16 protein-coding genes, 4 tRNA genes and 1 pseudogene are annotated in these 21666 nt (G+C 59.6%); 14 read left to right on the top strand and 7 right to left on the bottom strand.

Going from position 1 to position 21666, the window contains the following annotated elements; all coding sequences use genetic code 11:
• Positions 1–137 precede the first annotated feature (137 nt).
• Together AC13C0_RS19950 and gspD are read left to right on the top strand one after the other, a co-directional pair.
• Positions 138–677 (top strand): annotated as a pseudogene (locus AC13C0_RS19950) (type II secretion system protein N); the annotation flags it as partial.
• A gap of 32 nt (positions 678–709) precedes the next feature.
• The gene (gene gspD, locus AC13C0_RS19945; protein ID WP_341582233.1) at positions 710–2665 is read left to right on the top strand and encodes a type II secretion system secretin GspD; all 1956 of its coding nucleotides are present in this window, start codon (positions 710–712) and stop codon (positions 2663–2665) included.
• Positions 2666–2670: 5 nt separating this feature from the next.
• On the opposite strand, the gene AC13C0_RS19940 is transcribed toward gspD, so the two are convergent.
• From AC13C0_RS19940 to purE, 6 genes are all read right to left on the bottom strand, one after another.
• Positions 2671–4668: a M48 family metallopeptidase gene (locus AC13C0_RS19940; RefSeq protein WP_482954912.1), complete on the bottom strand. Its 1998-nt coding sequence runs from the start codon at positions 4666–4668 to the stop codon at positions 2671–2673.
• A gap of 11 nt (positions 4669–4679) precedes the next feature.
• Complete coding sequence (locus AC13C0_RS19935; RefSeq protein ID WP_341582231.1) at positions 4680–5267, bottom strand: LemA family protein; 588 nt, start codon at positions 5265–5267, stop codon at positions 4680–4682.
• A 22-nt stretch (positions 5268–5289) separates the two neighbouring features.
• Positions 5290–7350: a putative bifunctional diguanylate cyclase/phosphodiesterase gene (locus AC13C0_RS19930; RefSeq protein ID WP_482954911.1), complete on the bottom strand. Its 2061-nt coding sequence runs from the start codon at positions 7348–7350 to the stop codon at positions 5290–5292.
• Positions 7351–7615: 265 nt separating this feature from the next.
• Positions 7616–8194, bottom strand: coding sequence for a superoxide dismutase [Fe] (gene sodB, locus AC13C0_RS19925; RefSeq protein WP_117617646.1), 579 nt, complete (start codon positions 8192–8194; stop codon positions 7616–7618).
• Between the two features lie 71 nt (positions 8195–8265).
• Positions 8266–9384 carry a 5-(carboxyamino)imidazole ribonucleotide synthase gene (locus tag AC13C0_RS19920; protein WP_117617645.1) on the bottom strand — a complete coding sequence of 373 codons (1119 nt, stop codon included), beginning with the start codon at positions 9382–9384 and terminating at the stop codon, positions 8266–8268.
• Between the two features lie 395 nt (positions 9385–9779).
• On the bottom strand, positions 9780–10271 hold the full coding sequence (purE, locus tag AC13C0_RS19915; RefSeq protein WP_117617644.1) for a 5-(carboxyamino)imidazole ribonucleotide mutase: 492 nt from the start codon (positions 10269–10271) through the stop codon (positions 9780–9782).
• A 312-nt stretch (positions 10272–10583) separates the two neighbouring features.
• On the opposite strand from purE, the gene AC13C0_RS19910 reads away from it, so the two are divergent.
• The 6 genes from AC13C0_RS19910 to AC13C0_RS19885 all read left to right on the top strand — a co-directional run bounded on the left by AC13C0_RS19910 (position 10584) and on the right by AC13C0_RS19885 (position 13416).
• The gene (locus AC13C0_RS19910) at positions 10584–11564 is read left to right on the top strand and encodes a hypothetical protein (RefSeq protein WP_482954910.1); all 981 of its coding nucleotides are present in this window, start codon (positions 10584–10586) and stop codon (positions 11562–11564) included.
• Between the two features lie 141 nt (positions 11565–11705).
• The gene (locus tag AC13C0_RS19905; protein WP_117617642.1) at positions 11706–12578 is read left to right on the top strand and encodes a DUF2846 domain-containing protein; all 873 of its coding nucleotides are present in this window, start codon (positions 11706–11708) and stop codon (positions 12576–12578) included.
• A gap of 47 nt (positions 12579–12625) precedes the next feature.
• On the top strand, positions 12626–12883 hold the full coding sequence (locus AC13C0_RS19900) for a hypothetical protein (protein ID WP_117617641.1): 258 nt from the start codon (positions 12626–12628) through the stop codon (positions 12881–12883).
• A gap of 215 nt (positions 12884–13098) precedes the next feature.
• A tRNA-Val gene (locus AC13C0_RS19895) sits at positions 13099–13174 on the top strand.
• A gap of 67 nt (positions 13175–13241) precedes the next feature.
• Positions 13242–13318, top strand: a tRNA-Asp gene (locus AC13C0_RS19890).
• A 22-nt stretch (positions 13319–13340) separates the two neighbouring features.
• Positions 13341–13416 (top strand) — tRNA-Val (locus AC13C0_RS19885).
• 166 nt (positions 13417–13582) lie between these two features.
• Here AC13C0_RS19885 and AC13C0_RS19880 read toward each other — a convergent pair.
• A complete protein-coding gene (locus AC13C0_RS19880; RefSeq protein ID WP_482954909.1) occupies positions 13583–14989 on the bottom strand; it encodes a 3-oxoacyl-ACP reductase in 1407 nt (468 codons plus the stop codon).
• 310 nt (positions 14990–15299) lie between these two features.
• On the opposite strand from AC13C0_RS19880, the gene AC13C0_RS19875 reads away from it, so the two are divergent.
• The 6 genes from AC13C0_RS19875 to glgP all read left to right on the top strand — a co-directional run bounded on the left by AC13C0_RS19875 (position 15300) and on the right by glgP (position 21646).
• On the top strand, positions 15300–16637 hold the full coding sequence (locus AC13C0_RS19875; protein WP_227539450.1) for an acetyl-CoA C-acetyltransferase: 1338 nt from the start codon (positions 15300–15302) through the stop codon (positions 16635–16637).
• Positions 16638–16994: 357 nt separating this feature from the next.
• Positions 16995–17071: transfer RNA gene (locus AC13C0_RS19870), tRNA-Met, on the top strand.
• 222 nt (positions 17072–17293) lie between these two features.
• Complete coding sequence (locus tag AC13C0_RS19865) at positions 17294–17500, top strand: DUF2933 domain-containing protein (protein ID WP_117617638.1); 207 nt, start codon at positions 17294–17296, stop codon at positions 17498–17500.
• Positions 17501–17512: 12 nt separating this feature from the next.
• Positions 17513–17785 carry a DUF5676 family membrane protein gene (locus AC13C0_RS19860; protein ID WP_117617637.1) on the top strand — a complete coding sequence of 91 codons (273 nt, stop codon included), beginning with the start codon at positions 17513–17515 and terminating at the stop codon, positions 17783–17785.
• Between the two features lie 42 nt (positions 17786–17827).
• Entirely contained in the window at positions 17828–19009 is a 1182-nt protein-coding gene (gene nhaA, locus AC13C0_RS19855) for a Na+/H+ antiporter NhaA (RefSeq protein WP_227539449.1), read from the top strand.
• Positions 19010–19099: 90 nt separating this feature from the next.
• A complete protein-coding gene (gene glgP, locus AC13C0_RS19850; RefSeq protein WP_341582226.1) occupies positions 19100–21646 on the top strand; it encodes an alpha-glucan family phosphorylase in 2547 nt (848 codons plus the stop codon).
• Positions 21647–21666: the final 20 nt, after the last annotated feature.

Raw genomic sequence — 21666 nt, 5'->3', positions numbered from 1 at the left:
GGTCTTTAACCGCCTGTCTCTGGTAAGCTTGTTGGATACGATGACTCGGCTTCAGAGCCAGCCATGAACCGCCGTATACGGAACCGTACGTACGGTGGTGTGAGAGGACGGGGGAGGTAACTCCCCCTCCTACTCGATCGCAGCGTCCGGAGGACTCCGGTGCTATAGTTGCAGGAAGCAATGGTGAGACAGCGTATTACCGGGTGGGAGAGGTGTTGCCCGGTAATGCCGAACTCGCTGAAGTAGAACCGGGGCGTGTGCTGATTCGCCGGGGAGGGCGTTATGAATCGCTTACCTTTGAAGAATCGGTGTCCCCGGACCTGGTTGCAGAGGTAGCGGCGAGGCCGGCAGACTCCTCTCCCGATGTGTTTCTGGCCAACGCCCGTGAACAGATTGATAGCCAGGGCATGGCGGCACTTGCACCCTTTGGGCTTGGCCCGGTGGATGAGAGCGGCATGTCCGGGTATGTATATGACGGCTCTAACGCCATGCTGAATGCCGTTAATCTGCAGGCCGGTGACGTGATTACCGCCATCAACGGTCAGCGGCTGGGTGATATCGATCAGGACAAGGCCTTGCTTGAGAACTGGCGTGACCAGTCTCAGTTGGAGATAGAAATAGAGCGTGACGGATCCATCCTCACCATCAGTTATGCCATACCCGAGCAGTGGCGCTGACCGGGTTCATCGAAACAGGAAGAAATCGCCAGATGTATAACCACAAGACCAATCTGTTACGGGCCATTGCTCTGCTTATTTTGATGCCGATGATGTCATTGGCGTACGGGCAGGAAGAAACCTGGCGGCTGAACCTGAAGGATGCGGATATCCGTGCCTTTGTCACCCAGGTGGCGGACATTACCGGTTACAGTTTTGTGGTGGATCCGAGGGTGAAGGGCAAGGTGACGGTGCTTTCCAGCGCACCCATGAACAAGGATGAGATTTACGACCTGTTCCTGGCCGTTCTGAACGTACACGGCTTTACCGCAATTCCCGGCGAGGAGGTGATCAAGGTGGTGCAGCAGGTGGACGCCAAGCAGTCCGCTGAAATCCTGTCCCGCTTCGAGGAAACACCCTCGGAACAACTGATTACCCGGGTTATTCAGATTGATAACGCCAACGCCCTCGAACTGGTGCCGATTCTTCGGCCGCTGGTCGCGAAGTACGGGCACCTGGCCGGTGTCGCTGCCGCCAACGCCCTGATCATCAGCGATCACTCTTCCAACATCGCGCGTATTGAACAGATTGTCCGGGAACTGGACAGCCCCTCTAAATATGAGGTTGAAGTTATCCAGCTCGAGGAAGCCTGGGTGGGGGACATGGTTACCTTGCTTCAGGAACTGGCACCAGACGAGCTGGGCCGGGCCGGCGGTGACAACGCTGCCCGCAAGTACAGTGTTACCGCGGATGAGCGCTCCAACCGGCTGATTCTCCGTGGTGATGAAACGTTCCGCGATAAGATGCGGGGGTTGATCCGCCAGCTGGACCAGCCGTCCGCGACCGGCGGCACCACCAAGGTTCTCCGCTTGAAGCATGCCGATGCCAAGAACCTGGTGGAGATTCTCAAAGGCGTGATGGGTGAAGTGGCGAAGGAAGGTGCCGGTGCAGCAGGCTCAGCATCTGGCGGCAGCAATCCGGGTGGTTCATTTACTGTATTTTCCGATGAGGGCCTGAACGCACTGGTGGTTCGCGGTGAGCCATCGTTGATGCAGGAAGCGGAACAGATTGTGGCGGCTCTTGATGTGCGTCGGGCTCAGGTAATGATTGAAGCGGCGATTGTTGAGATCAGCGATGAAATGGGCCGTGACCTGGGTGTGCAGCTGGCCGCCGGCGACGAGTCGGGCGGTTCCACGCCAGTGCTTGGCACCAGCTTCGGCAATGTCGGGCGAAGCTTGGGGGATGTGCTGACGGCCATCCTGTCTGATACCCCAATCGCCCCTGCCGTAGGCGGGATCACCATCGGCGCTGGTGAGCGCAACGAAAACGGCGTGAGCTGGGGGGTGCTGTTGCAGGCCCTGTCGACATCCACGGCGGCCAATCTATTGTCCACGCCAAGCATCATTACCCTCGATAACCAGGAATCGGAGATCACCGTGGGCCAGAACGTGCCCTTCCGCACGGGCCAGACAGCGGTCGTCGGCGATGGCCTGAGCAATCCGTTTACCACTATCGAGCGCCGGGATGTGGGCCTGACCCTGAAGGTCACGCCGACCATCAGTGCGGATGGCCTGGTACGGCTGGTGGTGGAGCAGACCACCGAGAGCGTCGCAGACAGCATTGAAAATGCCTCCGACATCGTAACCAACAAACGTGAGATCAAGACTACCGTCCTGGCCGATGACGGCGAAACCATCGTGCTCGGCGGGCTGATTCGCGAAGATACCCAGGTAACCAGGAGTCAGGTGCCACTGCTTGGGGATATTCCATATCTGGGGCGTCTGTTCTCATCGGAAAACACCAGCCGGATCAAGCGCAACCTGCTGGTATTCCTGAGGCCTACGATCATGCTGGGCAAGGCGGACGCGGTGACCGCCACGGAGATCAAATACCGGGCCCTGTGGGACGTTGACCTTGATGTGCGTAAAAAACTCGGGCTGCCCCGGAATGGCTCCCAGCCACCTATCGACGAGCTGTTCGATGCTGGTAGCAGCAGGCGGGCGCAATAGGCCGCTCAAACCATCAGTGGCGGCATCGGACAATCCATCTGATCCGCCACCAGTCGCATCAGCTCATATTCCCGGGTCTCAACCTTGCCATCGTGGGTGATGCAGTGCCCGCAGGCATCGATCACCGCAGGCTTCAGCAAGGGGGACAGGCCGTTAAGAGCGGTCAGGCCTTCCCGTAGCTGGCGCATGGTGACCTTCTCCAGCACCGGCTGGGTTCCATTACGAGTATCCATAAAGCCCGCCATCGCTTCCCGGTAAAGCGTTTCAGCGTCGGCCTGGGAGGGCGAGCCTGCGCGAGCCAGCAGGCTCAGAAGCCTTTGCAGGGCTGGTATTACGGGCCTGTAGCTTTTAAAACGAACAGGGACCACTCTGTCTGCCTCGGCACCCAGGTGCCGGGACAGGAAGCTGGTCAGCGCCAGCTCAAACAGGCTAACCCGGTTATCCGCCGCCACCAGTTTCTGAACGTTGGTAATCAGCCCTTCCCGCTCTTCCGGATCCAGCTTGCGCAGAGCTGGCATGGCCAGCTCGAGGGCCGGGAACCGGACACCGTCGCCAATGGTCTTCAGGGCGGGCAGCAGTTTTTTCAGCAGATCCGGCTGGCTGCCCAGTACCGGGTGAGGGGGTAGCAGGGTGAGCCTCTGCACCTGCTGTTCCCGGGAAAGTTCACTGATCAGCATGGCATAGCAAAGCTGCACAGCGCCGGCCCGGGTGTACAAGAGATTCCGGAAGGTGGCCGGGAGCCGGCTCAGAAAGCGGAGGGCGAAATCCTCGCTTTGCCGGTTGATGGTGCCAACCTGGTCTGAAAATTTCCGGGCTGGCTTCGTTGGTGCTTCAGTGCCGGAAGCCAGTGGCGATGTTCGCGCGCCTTTTCCGGATACTGGCCCGAGTATTTCCGGGGCGGCTCCGGTGAATCCCGACGTTCCAGCCGCTGGTGCCGGGCCTGAACTCCGGTAAAGATCAGCCCCCGGCTCGGTGTCGCGGAGCCGGCTGCGCAGTCTGGCCAGCATGCCGGGCTGAATCGCGTTAATGCGTTCATCGATAGGAGGATGGGACGCCAGCAGGGCGGTAAATTTCATTCGGGCGCTTTCGCCAAAACACATATGGTTCATATCGCTGGCGTGGCTGGTGGTGTCCAGGTATCCGCCCTTCAGGCCAATCTTGAACAGCGCTCCCGCGATGCCTTCCGGGTTGCGGGTGAACTGAACGGATGAGGCATCTGCCAGCATTTCCCGTTGCCGCGAGACTGCCGCCTGAATAAGCCGGCCGAAGAAAACCCCCACGTAGCCAATCACAAACAGCGCCAGGCCGATGATGCCCATGGCGGCCTGGGCCCGCCCGTCCCGGGACCGTCCGACCCGGTGGCCCCGGTAGAAGGAGGTCCGAAGCAGGAAACCGCCAATCTGACCAATCATCAGAATGCCGGCAAGCAGGGCAATGAGCCGGACGTTCAGCCGCATGTCGCCGTTAAAGATGTGGCTGAACTCGTGGGCGACAACGCCCTGGAGCTCGTCCCGCGACAGCTGGGTGATGGCGCCATGGGTGACCACCATCACCGCTTCGCCGGGCGTGTAGCCGGCCACGAAGGCGTTGATGCCGGTTTCCTGGTCCATTACGTAGAGTTCTGGTACAGGTACGCCGCTGGCGATGGCCATTTCCTCGACAATGTTGCGCAGTTTGCGCTCGTCGCTATCCCGGGTGTCCGGGTCAACCGGCCGCGCGCCCACCATCTTGGCAACCCGGCTGCCGCCGCCGGCCAGATCGACCCAGCGCAGCAGGGAGCCGAGACCAATCAGCAGCACGACCGTTGCGGCCGTCAACAGCCCGTGACTGGAAAGCAGCCAGTGATGAAAGGCGAGGCCGGAGGATTCGCTGCGGGTAACGAAGTAACCCACGAGAGCAACCGCCAGGGTGATAAGGGCGACCGCTGTGATGAACAGGAGTACCAGCAGGCTGGTGTTGCGCCGGGCGTGGGCCTGGCGCTGAAAGAAACCGGGATGAGCCATGCCTCAGGGCCTCAGAAGGCCACTTTCGGGGCCTGGCGGGCTTCCGGTGAATCCAGTTCCAACTGAGCCGTTTCCTTGAAGGCAAACATGCCCGAAATGATGTTGTTGGGGAACTGCTCCCGGAAAATGTTGTAGCTCATGATGCCATCGTTATAGGCCTGGCGGGCGAAGGCAACCCGGTTCTCGGTGCTGGACAGCTCTTCCATCAGTTGCTGGATGGTCTCGTTGGCTTTCAGCTCCGGGTAGTTCTCCGCAACGGCATAAAAGTTGGCGAGGGCCTTGGTCAGGAGATTTTCCGCACTACCGAGCCGTTGGATCCTGGTGCCGTCACCGGGATCCCTGGCGGCGTCTTTCTGGGCACTGACTGCGTTGTTACGGGCTTCCATGACCTGGGTGAGGGTGCTCTTCTCGTGGGTAAGGTAGGCCTTGGCAGCCTCAACCAGATTTGGAATCAGGTCGTGGCGACGCTGCAACTGCACATCAATCTGGGCAAAGCCGTTTTTGAATTGATTACGCAGGGAAACCAGGCGGTTGTAGATAAAGGCCAGATAGGTTATGACGACGGCAATAACAATCAGGCCAATGACGGTAGTTCCCATGGCAACTCCTCAGGGTGATGAATCAGGCGTTATTTTCCACGATTTGCTTGTGAAAACCTTTTACAAAAGTCTCAAAATCTTTCGGTAGAAGCGGTTTGCTGAAGTAGTAACCCTGCGCCAGCTGGCATCCGCGCTGGCTGAGATAGTACTCCTGCTCTGCGGTTTCCACGCCCTCCGCAACCACGGACAGGTTCAGGCTCCTGCCCAGATCAATGATGGTGTTGGCAATTCGGGTATCTTCCTCATTCACCAGCAGATCGCGAATGAACTGCTTGTCGATTTTCAGGTGCTGAACCGGCATCTGCTTGAGGTAAGTGAGAGACGAATAACCGGTGCCGAAATCGTCCACGGCAATGCTGATGCCTGCCTTGTGCAAGCGGTGCAGTTTGGCCACGGCATCTGAAAGGTTGGTCATGAAGCTGGTTTCGGTCACTTCCAGCTCCAGCCTGCCGGCGGGGATTTTGTGCCGCTTCAGAGTATCGAGAATGTCGTCAACGATGGTTTCCTGGCGTAACTGAACCGCCGAGAGATTAACGGCAATGCGCAGCGGGGAGCCATCGGACGCCCATCGGGCCGCCTGCCAGCAGGCCTGGTTCAGTACCCATTGGCCGATCTCGACGATGGAACCGTTGGATTCGGCCACGGGAATGAAAAAGTCGGGTGGTACCAGACCACGGGTCGGGTGCTCCCATCTTAGCAGTGCCTCGGCACCGATCACCCGTTTGCTCTCCAGGTTGATCTGGGGCTGGTAGACCAGATGGAACTGGTGATTGGACTGGGCCTGGGAAAGCTCTTTTTCCAGTTGTTTCCTGTCCCGGATTTCCTGGTCAATACTGGCTACGTAGAACTGGAAGTGATTGTGCCCGTTTTGCTTGGCCAGGGTCATGGTCTGTTCGGCACTCTGGAGCAACCGGTCGGCCCGGTCGGTATCGGAGGGGAACAGCGCAATGCCCATGGTTGCGGTCATGGTGACGTTCTGGTCGTCAACCAGCATCGGACTACTGATGCTGGCAAGGATGCGTTCGGCGGTGTCGGCGGCCTGGAATCCGTCCCGGAGGCCTTTTTCAACAATCACGAACTGGTCACTGCCCAGGCGGGCAATGGTAAAGCGGGCGTTATCGAGTTTGCTGGTAAGCCGGTCGGCCATCGTTTGCAGAATGAGATCACCGGTGCGGAAACCGCATTGCTCGTTCACGGATTTGAAATCGTCAATGCCGCAGACAATCAGGGACAGCGAGGTATTCCGTTTGTTGGCCTCTTCAATGTCCCGAATCAGCAATTCCATAAACGTATCGCGGCTGGGCAGGCCGGTTAGCTGGTCATAGCGAGACAGGCGGCTGACCCTGTCCTCGGCTTCCCGGTGGCGTGTCTGGCTGTCGCCAATGGCGACAAGGAGATTGTTGGTAGCGTTCACCCAAAGGCCGAGCTCATCGCTCTGGTGGCCGGAGGGGGTGGTTACCAGACGATCGTCCGGGTGGGCCGGATCAACCTGCTTCACGGAGCGGACAATTCTCAGCAGTGGCCGGGTGAGTAGCAGGTGGAACACATAGAACAGCACCAAGCCCAGAATAAGAGCGGTGGCTATGCCTGAGGCAAAGGTGACGGCAGCCCGGCCCAGCCAGGTGCCTGCCGCGGGTGCGGTGTCGTAGTGAACATCCAGGTAGCCGTAAATCGTCTCCGGGCTTCTTTCCCGGATCAGCGGCTCGCGAAACAGCCGCTCGGTGCCAAAAATCGGGTCGGTCACGGGTCTGAAGGCAGTTTCCTGTAGGGGGCGGCTGCGACTGCCCAGGGGCTCGCCTTCCGGATGGGCGATGTGGGCCTTGTGAATGGCTTCCTTGGCAAAAAGACCGTCGACCACCTGCTGGGCCAGTTCAGCATCAATGCTGAAGACGGCCTGGGCGGCTGCGTCTTTCACCATGGCAATGGTCTGGCGGGCGTCGTGGTCCAGACCCCTGGACACGCGCCGGGCGTCCAGGATCACCTGAACGGTGCTGACAATAACACCACTGACAAGGGCCACGGCAAGGATCCACCGTAAGATTCGATAGCCCAGGCGATGTTCAACCTCGAAGGAGTTTTGCATTCAGCCCTGTCTTTAATCCGGTTTTTTCAGGACGACAGCGTCGCGTAGGGGGCGATGCGCTCGGAGTCTCACCCTGATGGTTACTTGTAAGTATGGTTCAGAGTTGGCGTAACTTCGTAGAGTATCGGTGATTTTCCCAAAGATTTCAGTGCGCGGTTGTGTCAATTTGTAATTGTTTCTGGGTGACAGATACACGAACGCCCGCGCAGGGCGGGCGTTCGTGTGCTGCCGTTTTTTACGGCTACACCTGGAAGTCTGGCTTCGATCAGGCCAGGTTTTCGTTCACGAAATCCCAGTTGACCAGGTTCCAGAAAGCTTCCAGGTAATTCGGGCGGGAGTTGCGATAGTCGATGTAGTACGCATGCTCCCACACGTCGACAGTCAGCACCGGCTTGTCGGCACCGGTCAGCGGGGTTTCCGCGTTGCTGGTGTTGGCAATCGCAACGCTGCCGTCAGCTTTCTTCACCAGCCAGGTCCAGCCGGAGCCGAAGTTGTTGGCGGCCTTGTCGTTGAACTCTTTCTTGAAGTCTTCGAAAGAACCAAAGGCTTTTTCGATGGCTTCCCTGGCAGCGCCGGTCGGCTCACCGCCACCGTTCGGGCTCAGGCAGTGCCAGTAGAAAGTGTGGTTCCAAACCTGCGCCGCGTTGTTGAACAGCGGGCCGCTGGCGCTCTTGATGATGTCTTCAAGAGACTTGTTGGCGTTGTCGGTACCTTCTACCAGGCCATTCAGCTTGGTGACGTAAGTGTTGTGGTGCTTGCCGTAATGGTACTCAAGGGTTTCCTCAGAGATGTGCGGTTCCAGTGCGTTTTTTTCATAAGGCAGTGCGGGAAGTTCAAATGCCATGAGGTCGTTCTCCCTGTCTCTCTGTTTATGTGGATGTACGTAAATTAAATATAAGGTCGATTTGAGTCAGATCAACCCTTTGTCGTTAAAGAACTTTTAAACTCCGGGCTGCCGGGCAGGAACTGCGCGCAGTTCTTTACCCGCCACACCAGCTCTTCGTAGCTGTCTGCAAGAATGTTCACGTGGCCCAGCTTCCGGCCCGGCCGTTCGCCTTTATTATAGAGGTGAACGTGGGCATAGGGCAGTTCGAGGATGCGCTCAATGTCGCCATGCTCGCCGATGATGTTGATCATGCAGCTTACGCCACGGGGCGCGACATTCCCAAGGGGGTGGCCGCTTATCGCGCGGATGTGGTTCTCGAACTGGCTGGTCATTGCGCCTTCGATGGTCCAGTGCCCGGAGTTGTGGACCCTCGGGGCCATCTCGTTGGCTACCAGGCCATTGGCAGTCTCGAACAGCTCAAGGGTGAGTACGCCAACATAATCCAATTCGTTCAGTAGCGCCCTGATGTAACGCTCGGCATCTTCCTGGATATGCTTCTCAAGCCTCGGGGCTGGCGCAATCGAGTAGCGCAGGATGCCTTCGTGGTGGGTATTCTCGGTGATCGGGTAGAAGGCCAGTTCACCGTCTTCGGCTCTTACCGCGATCATCGATACTTCCCGGTGGAAGTCGACAAACTTTTCCACGATCAGGCGCGGATGGCCGATGGAATCCCAGGCCGCATCGGCATCCTCCGGACTTTTCAGGACTGCCTGGCCCTTGCCGTCATAGCCTTCGGTATTGGACTTTGCCACTACCGGGCAACCAAGTTCTTCCGCGGCGGCTTTCAGGGAGGTGGCGCTGTCGGCAATTTTCCACTCCGGCGTCGGAATGCCCAGCTGGCCAAACAGGGTTTTCTCCGCTTCGCGGTTCTGGCAAACCCGGAGGGCCCTGGGGCAGGGGTGCACGGGTTTGTGGGCGGCAATTTTCTCGGCCACGTCTACCGGCAGGTGTTCAAATTCGTAGGTAACCCGGTCAACCCGGGAGAGGAAGTCATCCAGGTATTCGCCGTCGCGGTCGATAATGACTTCACCGAGCCCGGCACTGGGGCTGCCGGACATGTCATAGAAAACAAAGGTCTTGGCCAGTGGGTATCCGGCCAGTGCCAGCATTCTTCCCAGTTGGCCGGCGCCCAGTACACCAATTCTCATTTGTGTTCTCCTGCCTTGTGTTCGGCGTTTAGCGTCTGACTTTTGGAGTGTGAGCGGGGTGGAAACCCTTTTCCAAAACACGCTCCTTGCGGCACGTCCATGTGACGCTTGGGCTCCGCCATCCATGGCTCCGCACAGTTTTGGAAAAGGGTTTCCACCCCGCTCAGCAGGCTTGGGAGTCAACGCGTGGCTTAGTTTGTTTGACCATGGTGCCATTTATGATGAACCACCCAAAGCTGGGGGAGCCTTCGGGAGATGCCCTTCCAAAACTGTAGAGGGCCATGGATGGCCCGAAACAAGCGCACATGGACGTGCTTGTAGCGTGTTTTGGAAGGGCATCTCCCGAAGGCTCCTTTCTCCGGAGTTTGGCTCCGGGGCCTGGCACCCAGTTCTGATTACTGATCCTGAGGGTCAGGATTGTCCAGTATCGTCTGTGTTTGAGTAGAGCGAAATTCTTCTACGGCTTTGCGGACATTGTCGTCGGACGTGCCGATAATCTGTGCTGCCAGCAGGCCAGCGTTGGTGGCCCCGGCTTTGCCGATGGCCAGTGTGCCAACGGCGATGCCGCCGGGCATCTGGACGATGGACAGCAGGGAATCGAGGCCATTCAGGGTTTTGGACTGAACAGGCACGCCCAGGACCGGCAGGGCGGTTTGCGAGGCAATCATGCCCGGCAGGTGCGCTGCGCCGCCGGCACCGGCAATGATGACTTTCAGGCCGCGGTCCGCGGCGGTTTTGGCGTAGTCAAACAGCAGATCCGGGGTGCGGTGGGCCGAGACGACTTTGGTTTCATAGGGTACGCCAAGTTTTTCGAGCATGTTGGCGGCGTGTTCCATGGTGGGCCAGTCGGATTTGGAGCCCATGATGAGTCCTACAAGCGGCTGCATATGCAACAGTCCTGTGATAATTGGAAAGCCGGCCATTGTATGTTTTGCCTACCTGCCATGCAACAAAGCCCGGAGCATGGCGGGGTTGGGGTTCCTTTTCCAGAAACCGCTACGAGCACATCCCTGTGCGCTTGACTCCGGCCATCCTTGGCCTCCGACATTTCTGGAAAAGGAACCCCAACCCCGCCCCAGGGCTCTGTGCGGTGTTCCTGTAACAAGCCTTCATTTCACCCTGCTTATAAGTACAGGTATTATCGGTCCTTATTGTTTAAACCGTCCATTTGTTTAAACCGCCTATAGTCAGGAGCTGTAATGGAACCCATCCGTCCAGGTGATGATGAGCTGAGAGCCGAACGACCGATTGGTAGTGCCGGGCCCAGGGCAGCGGCTGAGAAAAAGCCCAAGCCATTTTCCGCCGGAAAGGGGGAGCCGCCGCGGCGTGAGAGGCCGGCTGTCGGGGGTAAAAGCGGCAAGGGCGGTAGCGGCGGCAATGGCCGTGGGAGTGTGGCGATGCTCTGGTTGCTGGTGATTGCGGTGGCCGTGGCAGCGGGTGCTGGCTGGTATTCGCAGAACCAGAGGGTTCAGGCTTTGGAGAGCCAGTTGGAGGAGGCGGACTACTGGGCGCGGCAGAGCAAGCTGGCGTTGGCGCGGTTTGAGGGGGATCTTTCCGAGACCGGGGAGACTCTTCAGGAGCGTGGTGCGTCGCTGGCGGATCAGATTGCTGCGCAGAAGAAGCGGCTGGATACGGCGGACAGTGAGATCAGGAAACTTTGGGCCATTGCCAATGAGCGCAACAAGAAGCGCCTGGACGAGCATCAGGAGCGGATTGCCGCAGTTGAGTCCGGCCTTGCTGAAAGCAAGAAGGCCGTTGGTGCGCTGGAGGCTTCAGCCGAGAAGGTCCGGACGTCGCTTTCGGCAGATATTGCGGCCGTGAAGCAACAGACGGAGACGTCGATAACGGCCCTGCAGGACGCAAACCGGCAGGCGACGAATCAGCTTACCAAACTCAGCCAGCAACTGGCGGATGTGGATCAGGTGATTGAGAGCCGTATCCGGCGGTTCGAGCGGGAGCAGAAGCTGGGGGTCAGCGGTATGGAAGGGCGGGTTGCGGCCCTCGAGCGGAAGACCGAGGCGCTTTCCGATGGCGGCCGGGTTCAGGCGCTTCGGAATGAGCTCGCAAGCCTGAAAAGGACGGTGGAGTCCATTGATGCCTCCCGCTCGCAGCTGACTTCCCGTCTGGTAAGGCTTTCCGAGGAGTTGAACCAGCTTCGGACTCAGGTGAGCCGGCAGTAGTCTGAGGTTTTCGGTTCATTAAACGGTGGTATTTCGGGTTTTGTAACGGTTTGTAGTCATCCCTTGCGGTAGCTCTCATTTCTGCTGTTTTGCAGTTGTTATGATCAGGCAACTCGCAATCAGGATGAAGAGTTAACAACAATGAAAACCCGGGTGCCCTCTGCTTTGTCTGTTCTCCGGCCGCTGGCTGTGTTGTCTCTGTTGCTGGTGATGTCGGGTTGTACGGTTTACCAGTCCATCGGCAAGAGCGTGGGCTCGTTCCTGCATCCGGTCTCCGGCCATGACTTCGTGCATATTGATAACGACCGCTGGGACCGCCGGAATGCGGTGCTGTACTTCTACCGGACCCATTCCCAGTGGGCGGCGGACGAGATTGAGGCCCCCAGTGTCTACATCGACGACACGCACTACTTCAATATCCGCAACGACAGTTATACCTGGCTGGAGGTCAGCCCGGGGGAACGTCACATTGCCATGCGCCGGCCGTTGCTAGGGCTGGAGGGGATGAACTCCTTCAGTCTGAGCCTGATTGCGGACGCCACGCTGGAGGTTGAGCCGGGCCAGATCTATTACCTGCGGTACAACGAGCTTACGGAGCCAGGTCAGCGGCATCCGGATCTGGATCCGGATCATCCGCTGGCTCGGGGCGACCTGCAGCTGGTGACCCGGGATTATGCAATGCAGGCGGAGGAGATTGTCTCAACCCGTTTTCTGAACAGCGATCTGCTGGCGCCAAATCACGCAGCTACGTCTATTGTCGAAGTTAATGAGGATATGGATTATGAGCGTCGGCTGGTGCTGCTCGAGGAAGAGCGTGAGCTTGAAACCGAGCGTCTGAAGCAGGAGGGCAAGTACGAATCTGCCTCATGGTTCTGGCCCTTTGGCGGTGGTCCCACGGTTCCTTTGGAAGCGGATCGCAAGATCGAGAAGCTGGAAGCCGAATACGCGGAGCTGGAACTGGAGCGCGAGCGCCGTGAGGAAGCGGAATCCGGTGGTCGCTGGTGGATTTTCTGAGGGCTGACTACACTGTCTGCAGTTGAAACGCTCGGGAAGTGAAAACAATGTCGCTCAAGGATTCTCTACGCCATCGTTTGGAAAAACTGACGGATGATGTTGTTCCGCAACTGCTGGAAACTTGGGGTGATCTGCGGAAACGTCTGGACGATCTGAATTGCTCCCTGGCGAATCGCGCGGTTCCGGAAGACAGGCGCAGCCGTGTGAGTGAGTTGTCTCTGCAGGAAAAGGCCAAGCAGGCGGGCCAGAATCGTCCGGAAATGAGGTTGGTCCGGACCGCCGGCAGGGCCTCCGGCAAAAAGTAGGATTGCTCAAAAACTGTCCTTTTTTTAGAGGCTTGCAGGTTTTCCCGGAAAATTTCCGGAAAATATTTGACACCGCCAGCCAAATGCTTAAAATGCGCCTCTCACTTGATTGAGACAGCGTCGCTGGCCAGCAAGTGAGCGCCTTTGGAAGGTTTTACGCCTTTGTCAGGTTTGTTTGTACGCCTTTGTCAGGTTTGAGAGAAAGGCTTGAAAGTGGGTGGTTAGCTCAGCTGGGAGAGCATCGCCCTTACAAGGCGAGGGTCACTGGTTCGATCCCAGTACCACCCACCACTTTCAAATGCATCACCGGATCCCCCCATCCGGTTTCAGGTTCAGGCCCACGGGCCGGGACTGATGCGGAGCGGTAGTTCAGTTGGTTAGAATACCGGCCTGTCACGCCGGGGGTCGCGGGTTCGAGTCCCGTCCGCTCCGCCACTTTTATTTATGAAGTATTCCCGGGTGGTTAGCTCAGCTGGGAGAGCATCGCCCTTACAAGGCGAGGGTCACTGGTTCGATCCCAGTACCACCCACCAGAATTCCGAAAAGGGCCGGTCCGCAAGGACCGGCCCTTTTTTCGTGCTGAAACCGGGGTCAGATGTGGAATCGGTGAAATCGGTGAAATCGGGGTCAGATGAAAGCTTTCATCTGACCCCAGGTTAATGACCCCAGGTTCATGACTCCCGGTTCATGAACCCAGGTTCACTTGCCGATCAGCGACTGCCCGCAAACCCGCACCACATTGCCATTCACGCCGTTCGACGCAGGGCTGCAGTACCAGGCGATGGTTTCGGCAACATCGACCGGTTGACCACCCTGAGACAGGCTGTTCATGCGGCGCCCGGCCTCGCGGATGGTGATGGGCATGGCGGCGGTCATCCGGGTTTCGATAAACCCGGGGGCGACGGCGTTGATGGTGATGCCCTTTTTCACCTGCCGGGCCATGGCTTCCACGTAACCGATGACCCCGCACTTGGCGGTGGCGTAGTTGGTCTGCCCGAAATTACCGGCAATGCCGCTGATGGAGGAGATGCAGACAATACGCCCGTTCTCTTTCAGTAGCTCCCGGTGCATCAATTCCTCGTCAATCAGCTCTTCCGCAGTCAGGTTCACTGCGATGGTCATGTCCCAGAAGTGTTCGGGCATATTGCCGAGGGTTTTGTCGCGGGTGATGCCTGCATTGTGGATGACCAGATCAATGCCCCCGAAATGTTCTTCAAGAAAATCAGCGATCAGCTTCGGGGCTTTGCCGTCGGTAATGTCACAGGCCAGGGCCCTGCCGTTGATGGCGCCGGTAACTGTCTCCAGCTCCTCCCTGGCCGGAGGGATATCCAGCCCGATCACGGTGGCGCCGTCCCGGGCCAGGGTTTCGGCGATGGCGGCGCCAATACCCCGGGATGCGCCGGTGACCAGCGCAACTTTGCCGGTCAGCGGTGCAACGGGGTTGGTTGCCGGTGCGGCATCGCTCTTGCCGATTTTTACGATCTGTCCGGATACGTAAGCCGAGCGGGGAGACAGGAAGAAGCGCACACTGGAATCCAGCTGCTTTTCGGCCCCCGGGGCTATCCATAGCAGGTTGGCGGTGGAGCCTTTGTTTCCGATTTCCTTGCCGACACTGCGGACAAAACCTTCGAGTGCCCGTTGCGCGGCGGCCTGCGGCGCCTTGCGGCAATTGGCGGGATTCTGGCCGATTACCAGAACGCGGGCGTTGCTGCCCAGTTTTTTGATGGTGGGGTGGAAGAAGTCGTACAGGGCCCGTAGGTCGGCCGGACCTTTCAGGCCGGTGGCGTCAAACACCAGGGCCGAAAACCGCTGGTTGATGTCGGAGCCCAGGTCCAGCGGCCGGGCTTTGTTGCCGGCTTTCGATGAGTCCGCCAGGCGATTGCTTTCGCTGGCGTGATGAAGGGTGGCCGCGCTGGCGCCGAGAATACTGCCTAAAGTGGCAATGGCTTTTCCGCCGTTGGCGGCGCCGATGAGCACCTCGCCTTCGATAAACGGCTGGTCGGTGCGCTTCAGGCGCTTCAGTGGCGCGGGCGCGGGGAGACCAAGGGATTGTGCGGCGGTTTTACCGACGGGGGTGTTTACTAGTCTAAGATAGAGGTCGGACATGGGGGCTTCCTTGTGGTTGCAATCGGTTCTCTGGATGCGGATCGTCTACAGGGTAAAGAATCGGACAGTTTTTGGATTGACTCAATGCCTGTAAGGTGTTGTCAGGGGTGCCAATGAGGCATTGTGCGTTGTCGCTACACTTGTTGCCAGCCTGGGTGCAGGGAGCATTGGGGGCTGGCCTCCCAAAACACGCTGTGAATACGTCCTTGTACGCTCGGCTCCGCCATCCATGGCTGCGAACGGTTTTGGGAGGCCAGCCCCCAATGCTCCATCCGGCAATGAAATTTTCCGCAAAAGGATTGGATTGATCATGGCAGAAGCATCGAAAACTCCACGCAAGAAAACCGCTACTTCAAAAAAGTCCAGCACAGCCCCTTCGGGTATTCGCCGCGTAGCGGTGCTGGGTGGTAACCGGGTTCCGTTTGCCCGGTCCAATACCGCCTATAGCAAGATCAGTAACCAGGAGTTGCTGACGTCCGCGCTGCGGGGGCTGGTGGATCGGTACAGTCTTCAGGGCAAGCGGCTGGGGGAAGTGGCGGCAGGGGCGGTGATCAAGCATCCCCGGGATTTTAACCTTACCCGGGAGTCGGCGATGAGCTGTGGTCTGGCGCCGGAGACACCGGCTTATGATATTCAGCTGGCCTGCGGGACGGGGCTGGAGGCAGCCATTCTGGTGGCCAACAGGATTGCCCTGGGGCAGATCGAATGTGGTATTGCCGGTGGTACCGATACCACGTCCGATGCGCCGATTGGTGTAAGCGAGGGGCTTCGGGAGATTCTGCTGGATCTGAACCGGGCCAAAACCACCGGCGAGCGGTTGAAGATTCTGGCGCGGTTCCGGCCCGCGCACCTAAAGCCCGAGGTTCCGGAGAACCGCGAGCCTCGCACCGGCATGTCCATGGGGGAGCATGCCCAGGTGATGGCCAGGGAGTGGGACATTCCCCGGGAAGATCAGGACAGGCTGGCCTGGGAGAGTCATCAGAAGCTTGCCAAGGCCTATGAAGAGGGGTTCTTTACAGATTTGCTGACGCCGCTGGCGGGGCTGGAGAAGGATAATATTCTGCGGCCGGATACGACCCTTGAGAAGCTGGCGACGCTCAAGCCGGTGTTTGACCGGGACAACGGCACCATGACGGCGGCCAACAGCACGGCGCTGACTGATGGCGCCTCCTGCGTGCTGCTGGCCAGTGAGGAGTGGGCGAAAGAGAATAACCATGAGGTGAAGGCCTGGTTGACGTTCTCCGAGGTGGCAGCGGTGGATTTTGTGGACAAGAAAGAGGGGCTGCTGATGGCGCCAGCTTACGCCGTGCCCCGGATGCTGGAAAAAGCGGGGCTGACACTTCAGGATTTCGATTTCTACGAGATCCACGAAGCCTTCGCCTCGCAGGTGCTGTGTACTCTGAAAGCCTGGCAGGATCCCGCCTTCTGCAAGGACCGTCTGGGGCTGGACAAGCCGGTGGGCGGCATCGACCGGGACAAACTCAATGTGAAAGGCAGCAGCCTGGCCACCGGCCATCCGTTCGCCGCCACCGGCGGGCGCATCATTGCGACCCTGGCCAAGTTGCTGGAGGAAAAGGGCAGTGGCCGCGGCCTGATCTCCATCTGCACGGCAGGCGGGCAGGGGGTAACGGCGATTCTGGAGCGGTAAGTTTCCGAAAAACCGGAACTTTCCTTTGACAGTGCCAGGCTCACCCCTTATCATGCGCGCCACGTTGATCAGGGGTTCTCTGAGAAACAACCAGTTTGATGCGGGGTGGAGCAGTCTGGTAGCTCGTCGGGCTCCCAATCCCGAGAAAGCCGAAGGGAGTCATCGACCTTCGGCTTATGAGCCCGACCAAGAGGCGGACTCTGAAGAAAAAATTGATGAAAAGTTTGATGCGGGGTGGAGCAGTCTGGTAGCTCGTCGGGCTCCCAATCCCGAGAAAGCCGAAGGGAGTCATCGACCTTCGGCTTATGAGCCCGACCGAGAGGCGGACTCTGAAGAAAAAATTGATGAAAAGTTTGATGCGGGGTGGAGCAGTCTGGTAGCTCGTCGGGCTCATAACCCGAAGGTCGTTGGTTCGAATCCAGCCCCCGCTACCATATAGAAGAAAGGCAGATCAGTAAGCTACTGGTCTGCCTTTTTTTTGTCCGGCAGAAAATTCCCCATTCCTGACTTGATCGATATCAAGTCCGATCCGGTTCGCTCCAATAATTCAGGTTGGACTCAGGTAGCTGTGGTTTGCTTGTACCGGTGGAGATGCGTGCCCGCACCGGAGATCACACAATGGCAGTCGGGTGCAACCGCAGACGGAGGAGGGTTATATGGAATGGTTAGCGGAAAACTGGTTCTGGGTGGTTATCGGCATCCTGTTCGTGGGCATGCACATGTTCGGCCACGGAGGGCATGGTGGTCACGGTGGGGGCGGGCACGGCGGACATGGCGCGCCAGACAAACCGGACAATCCAGACAAACCGGATAAGCCAGACAAACCGGACAAGCCGGACAGGCCCTCGGGCCATCAGCATTGACGGGGGTGGAACATGCTTAACACAAGACTGGTTACCTGGGCGCTGGGGCTGTTCACAGCGGTCACCTTCATTGTCTGCGTTATCTACGGACTGGTGACGCCCCAAAGCCTGCATATGCACACGTTTCTTGAGCAGGTGCTGCCAGGGTTCAAGTGGCTGACCTGGTGGGGATTTCTGCTCGGCTTGATTGAGAGTTTTCTGTATGGCGCCTATGCCGGGCTGGTGTTCTGCCCGATCTACAATCGACTTCACCGCCACTTCGGTGCCGGGCGAAGTGGGGACTGAGTCTGTGCTCGTCCACGCTGTAAGCTCGGCGGAGGATCTCCGGTGAGTTCTGGAGCCTTGTCGCGCTCGCAGCTTGTCGCCGGCCTGACCACGCTCGGGGCGATGTTGCTGGCGCTATTGCTCGACAACTCGCCCGTGCGAGCCTGGTATGACATCGTCCACCACGTGCCGGTGTCCCTGCGCGTAGGTGAGTTTGCCATCGACAAGCCGCTCATCCTCTGGATCAATGAGGGGCTGATGGTGTTCTTTTTCCTGCTCATTGCCCTGGAGCTGAAGCGCGAGGTGGTGGAAGGGCAACTGGCGACACCCAAGGCGATCGCCACACCCGGTTTCGCCGCCCTGGGCGGCATGGCAGTCCCCGCGCTGATCTACACTGCGTTCAACGCCGGCGATCCGGAGGCCATGCGTGGCTGGGCGATCCCCGCCGCCACTGACGCCGTGCTGGCGCTGACCGTGCTGGTGCTGCTTGGTCCGCGCGTGCCGTCTTCGCTCAAGGTTTTCCTGGTCGCGGTGGCGATCTTCGACGACCTGGGCGCGATTTTGGTTATCGCGCTGTTCTACACGGAGCAACTCTCCACACCGTCGCTGGTGATGGCGGGTTTTGGAATTACGGCCCTGGTGGCGCTCAATGTCTTCAAGGTCACTCGCACCGCAGCTTACGTCGTTGTCGGCGTGTTTCTCTGGGTCACGGTGCTCAAGTCCGGTGTGAATGCGACGCTCGCCGGGGTGGCCATTGGCCTGGCGATTCCCATGCGGGCCACGCAGGGAGGCCGCTCCTTCTCGCCGCTGCGGGACACGGAGCAGGCGCTCAATCCCTGGGTGGCGCTTGGCGTGGTGCCGGTATTCGCGTTCTTTAACTCGGGTATTGTGCTGTCGCTGGCGAGCGCAGCCACGCTGGGCTCTCCGACCTCGCTGGGGATAGCGCTCGGACTGTTCGCCGGCAAACCGCTCGGCATCCTGGGCTTCACCTGGCTCGCGGTCCGGCTTGGGGTGGCACGGCTTCCAGAGGCGGTGAGCTGGCGTCAGCTCGCCGGGGTCGCCCTGGTCGCCGGCATTGGCTTCACCATGAGCCTGTTCATCGCCGGCCTCGCCTTTCCCGATCCGGAGGCGTTTCGCAATGCCCGTCTCAGTGTGATTGCAGGCTCGCTGCTGTCGGCAGCCGTCGGCGTGGTGGTCCTGATGAAGACCACGCAACCACGGTTTAATCCCCCGGAGCACAGCTGATCCCGGCAGAGACAGCGTTACTCTGGTTGAGCGGCAGCGCAAGCGCTGCCAACGGGCGCAGGCCCCGGTCTTAATAAGGAAGGAGACCCCATGAACAATGAAACCCCTGTCAGTCAACCGCTATACGGCCTGTTGCATACGGATGTCGAGGGATTTGATGCCCTGGCTGAGCTGGCTCTGGATATGCGTTCGTCGTGGAATCACGCGACCGATCAGGTGTGGCGGCAGTTGGATCCCGGGCTCTGGGCGTCCACGCATAACCCCTGGGTCGTTCTGCAGACGGTTTCGCGGGAGAAGCTCCAGGGCGTTCTGGCCGATCCCGTGTTCCGTAAAGACGTCGGGGACCTGGTGCAAACCAGGCGGGATGCCGCCAGCGCACCGGCGTGGTTTCAGCAAGCCTACCCGCGGCCGCCTTTAACCTGTGCCGCTTATTTCAGCATGGAGTTCATGCTGAGCGAGGCGCTGCCCATTTATTCCGGCGGGCTGGGTAATGTGGCGGGCGATCAGCTCAAGGCCGCCAGCGATCTGGGGGTTCCGGTGATCGGCGTGGGGCTCCTCTACCAGCAAGGTTATTTTCGCCAGCTGATCGACCGGGACGGCGCGCAACAGGCTCTTTACCCGTATAACGATCCCGGCCAGTTGCCGGTCACGCCCTTACGCCATTCCAACGGGGAGTGGTTGCGGATACAGCTCGACCTGCCCGGCCACCCGATCTGGCTGCGTGCCTGGCAGGTCCAGGTTGGCCGGGTGAAGCTTTACCTCCTGGACAGCAATGATGCGGCGAACTATCCGCCGTACCGGGGAATAACCAGTGAGCTATACGGGGGCGCGCCGGATCAGCGCCTGATGCAGGAGGTGATCCTCGGGATCGGCGGCTGGCGGTTGCTCGCCGCGCTCGGCATCGAACCGGAAGTCTGTCACCTGAACGAAGGGCATGCGGCTCTCGCCGTGCTGGAGCGCGCGCGCCATTTCATGCAGCAGACCGGGCAGCCCTTCGACGTTGCACTGGCCGCCACGCGCGCGGGCAATCTCTTCACCACCCACACGGCGGTGGCCGCCGGCTTCGACCGTTTTGCACCAGGCCTCATCGAACACTGTCTGGGTGGATACGCGAGCAACCAGCTCGGCATCAGGCTCCACGATTTGCTGGCGCTGGGCCGCCGGAATCCGGACGATCCGGCCGAGGATTTCAATATGGCGTATCTGGCGATCCGCGGCAGCGGGGCGGTGAATGGCGTGAGTCGCCTGCATGGCAAGGTGAGCCGGCACCTGTTTGCACCGCTGTTTCCGCGCTGGCCGGTGGACGAGGTGCCGGTCGCACACGTGACTAACGGCGTTCACATGCCGACCTGGGATTCGGCGGCGGCGGATGATCTTTGGACGGAGGCCTGTGGCAAGGATCGCTGGCTGGGGACGACGGACGCCCATGAACAGCACATTCGCGCGCTCTCCGACGCCCGTCTCTGGCAATTTCGCACGGCGGCCAGCAAGGCGTTGGTTGAATACGTCCGTGATCGGCTGTCCCGGCAACTGGCCGCTTCCGGCGAGGCGCCCGAGGCCGCTGATACAGCGAAACAGCTGTTTGATCCCAGTGTATTGACGCTGGGGTTTGCCCGCCGCTTCGCCACCTATAAGCGGCCGAACCTGCTGCTGCACGACCCGGAGCGCCTGCTGCGCCTGCTGACTGATCCGCAGCGCCCGGTACAGCTCATTATGGCCGGCAAGGCTCATCCGCAGGACCGGGCAGGCCAGGCCCTGATCCAGCAATGGATGCATTTCATCCGGCGGCCCGAGGTACGCTCCCGTGTGATCTTCCTCAGTGACTATGACATGCACTTGGGTGAGCGCCTGGTGCAGGGCGTGGATGTCTGGCTCAACACGCCGCGCCGGCCCTGGGAGGCGAGCGGCACCAGCGGCATGAAGGTGCTCGTCAATGGTGGCATCAATCTGTCGGAATTGGACGGCTGGTGGGCGGAAGCCTACACTCCGGATGTGGGGTGGGCACTGGGGGACGGCCAGGAACATGGCGACGATCCGTCCCGGGATGCGGCCGCAGCCGACGCGCTCTACGACCTGCTCGAACACGAAGTGATCCCCGAGTTCTATACTCGTGATGAACAAGGCATTCCCGCCGCCTGGGTGAACCGGATGCGCGAGAGCATGGCGCGGTTGACGCCGCGCTTTTCCACCAACCGTACGGTGCGCGAATACACCGAGCAACACTACCTCCCGGCCGCCGCTGCGTACCGTGAGCGCGCTGCCGGCAAAGGCGGAATCGGCGTGGAACTGGTTGAATGGCGGCACGCGCTGGACCACAAATGGGCTGCGATACGCTTCGGCGACGCGAAGGTCGAGCCTGAGGGCGAGCAACACGTCTTTGAGGTTCAGGTGTATCTCGATGAGCTTGATCCAGAGGCCGTGCGGGTTGAGCTGTATGCCGACGGCACGGACGGCAGCGCACCCGAACGGGTGGAGATGCAGCGCGTAGGGCAACTGACGGAGGGAAAAGGTGGCTACACCTATCGCGCAGGGGCGCCCGCGGCCCGCCCGGCGACGGACTATACGGCGCGACTCATACCGCATCACGATGGCGTGGTGACTCCCCTGGAAGCGGATCACATCCTGTGGCAGCGGTGAGGGGCGGGTGTGGCTGCCCC

Source organism: Marinobacter sp. B-21 (genome assembly GCF_056857895.1).
Note: the sequence above shows the minus strand (reverse complement) of the source record. Positions and strands in the feature narration are given on the sequence as shown.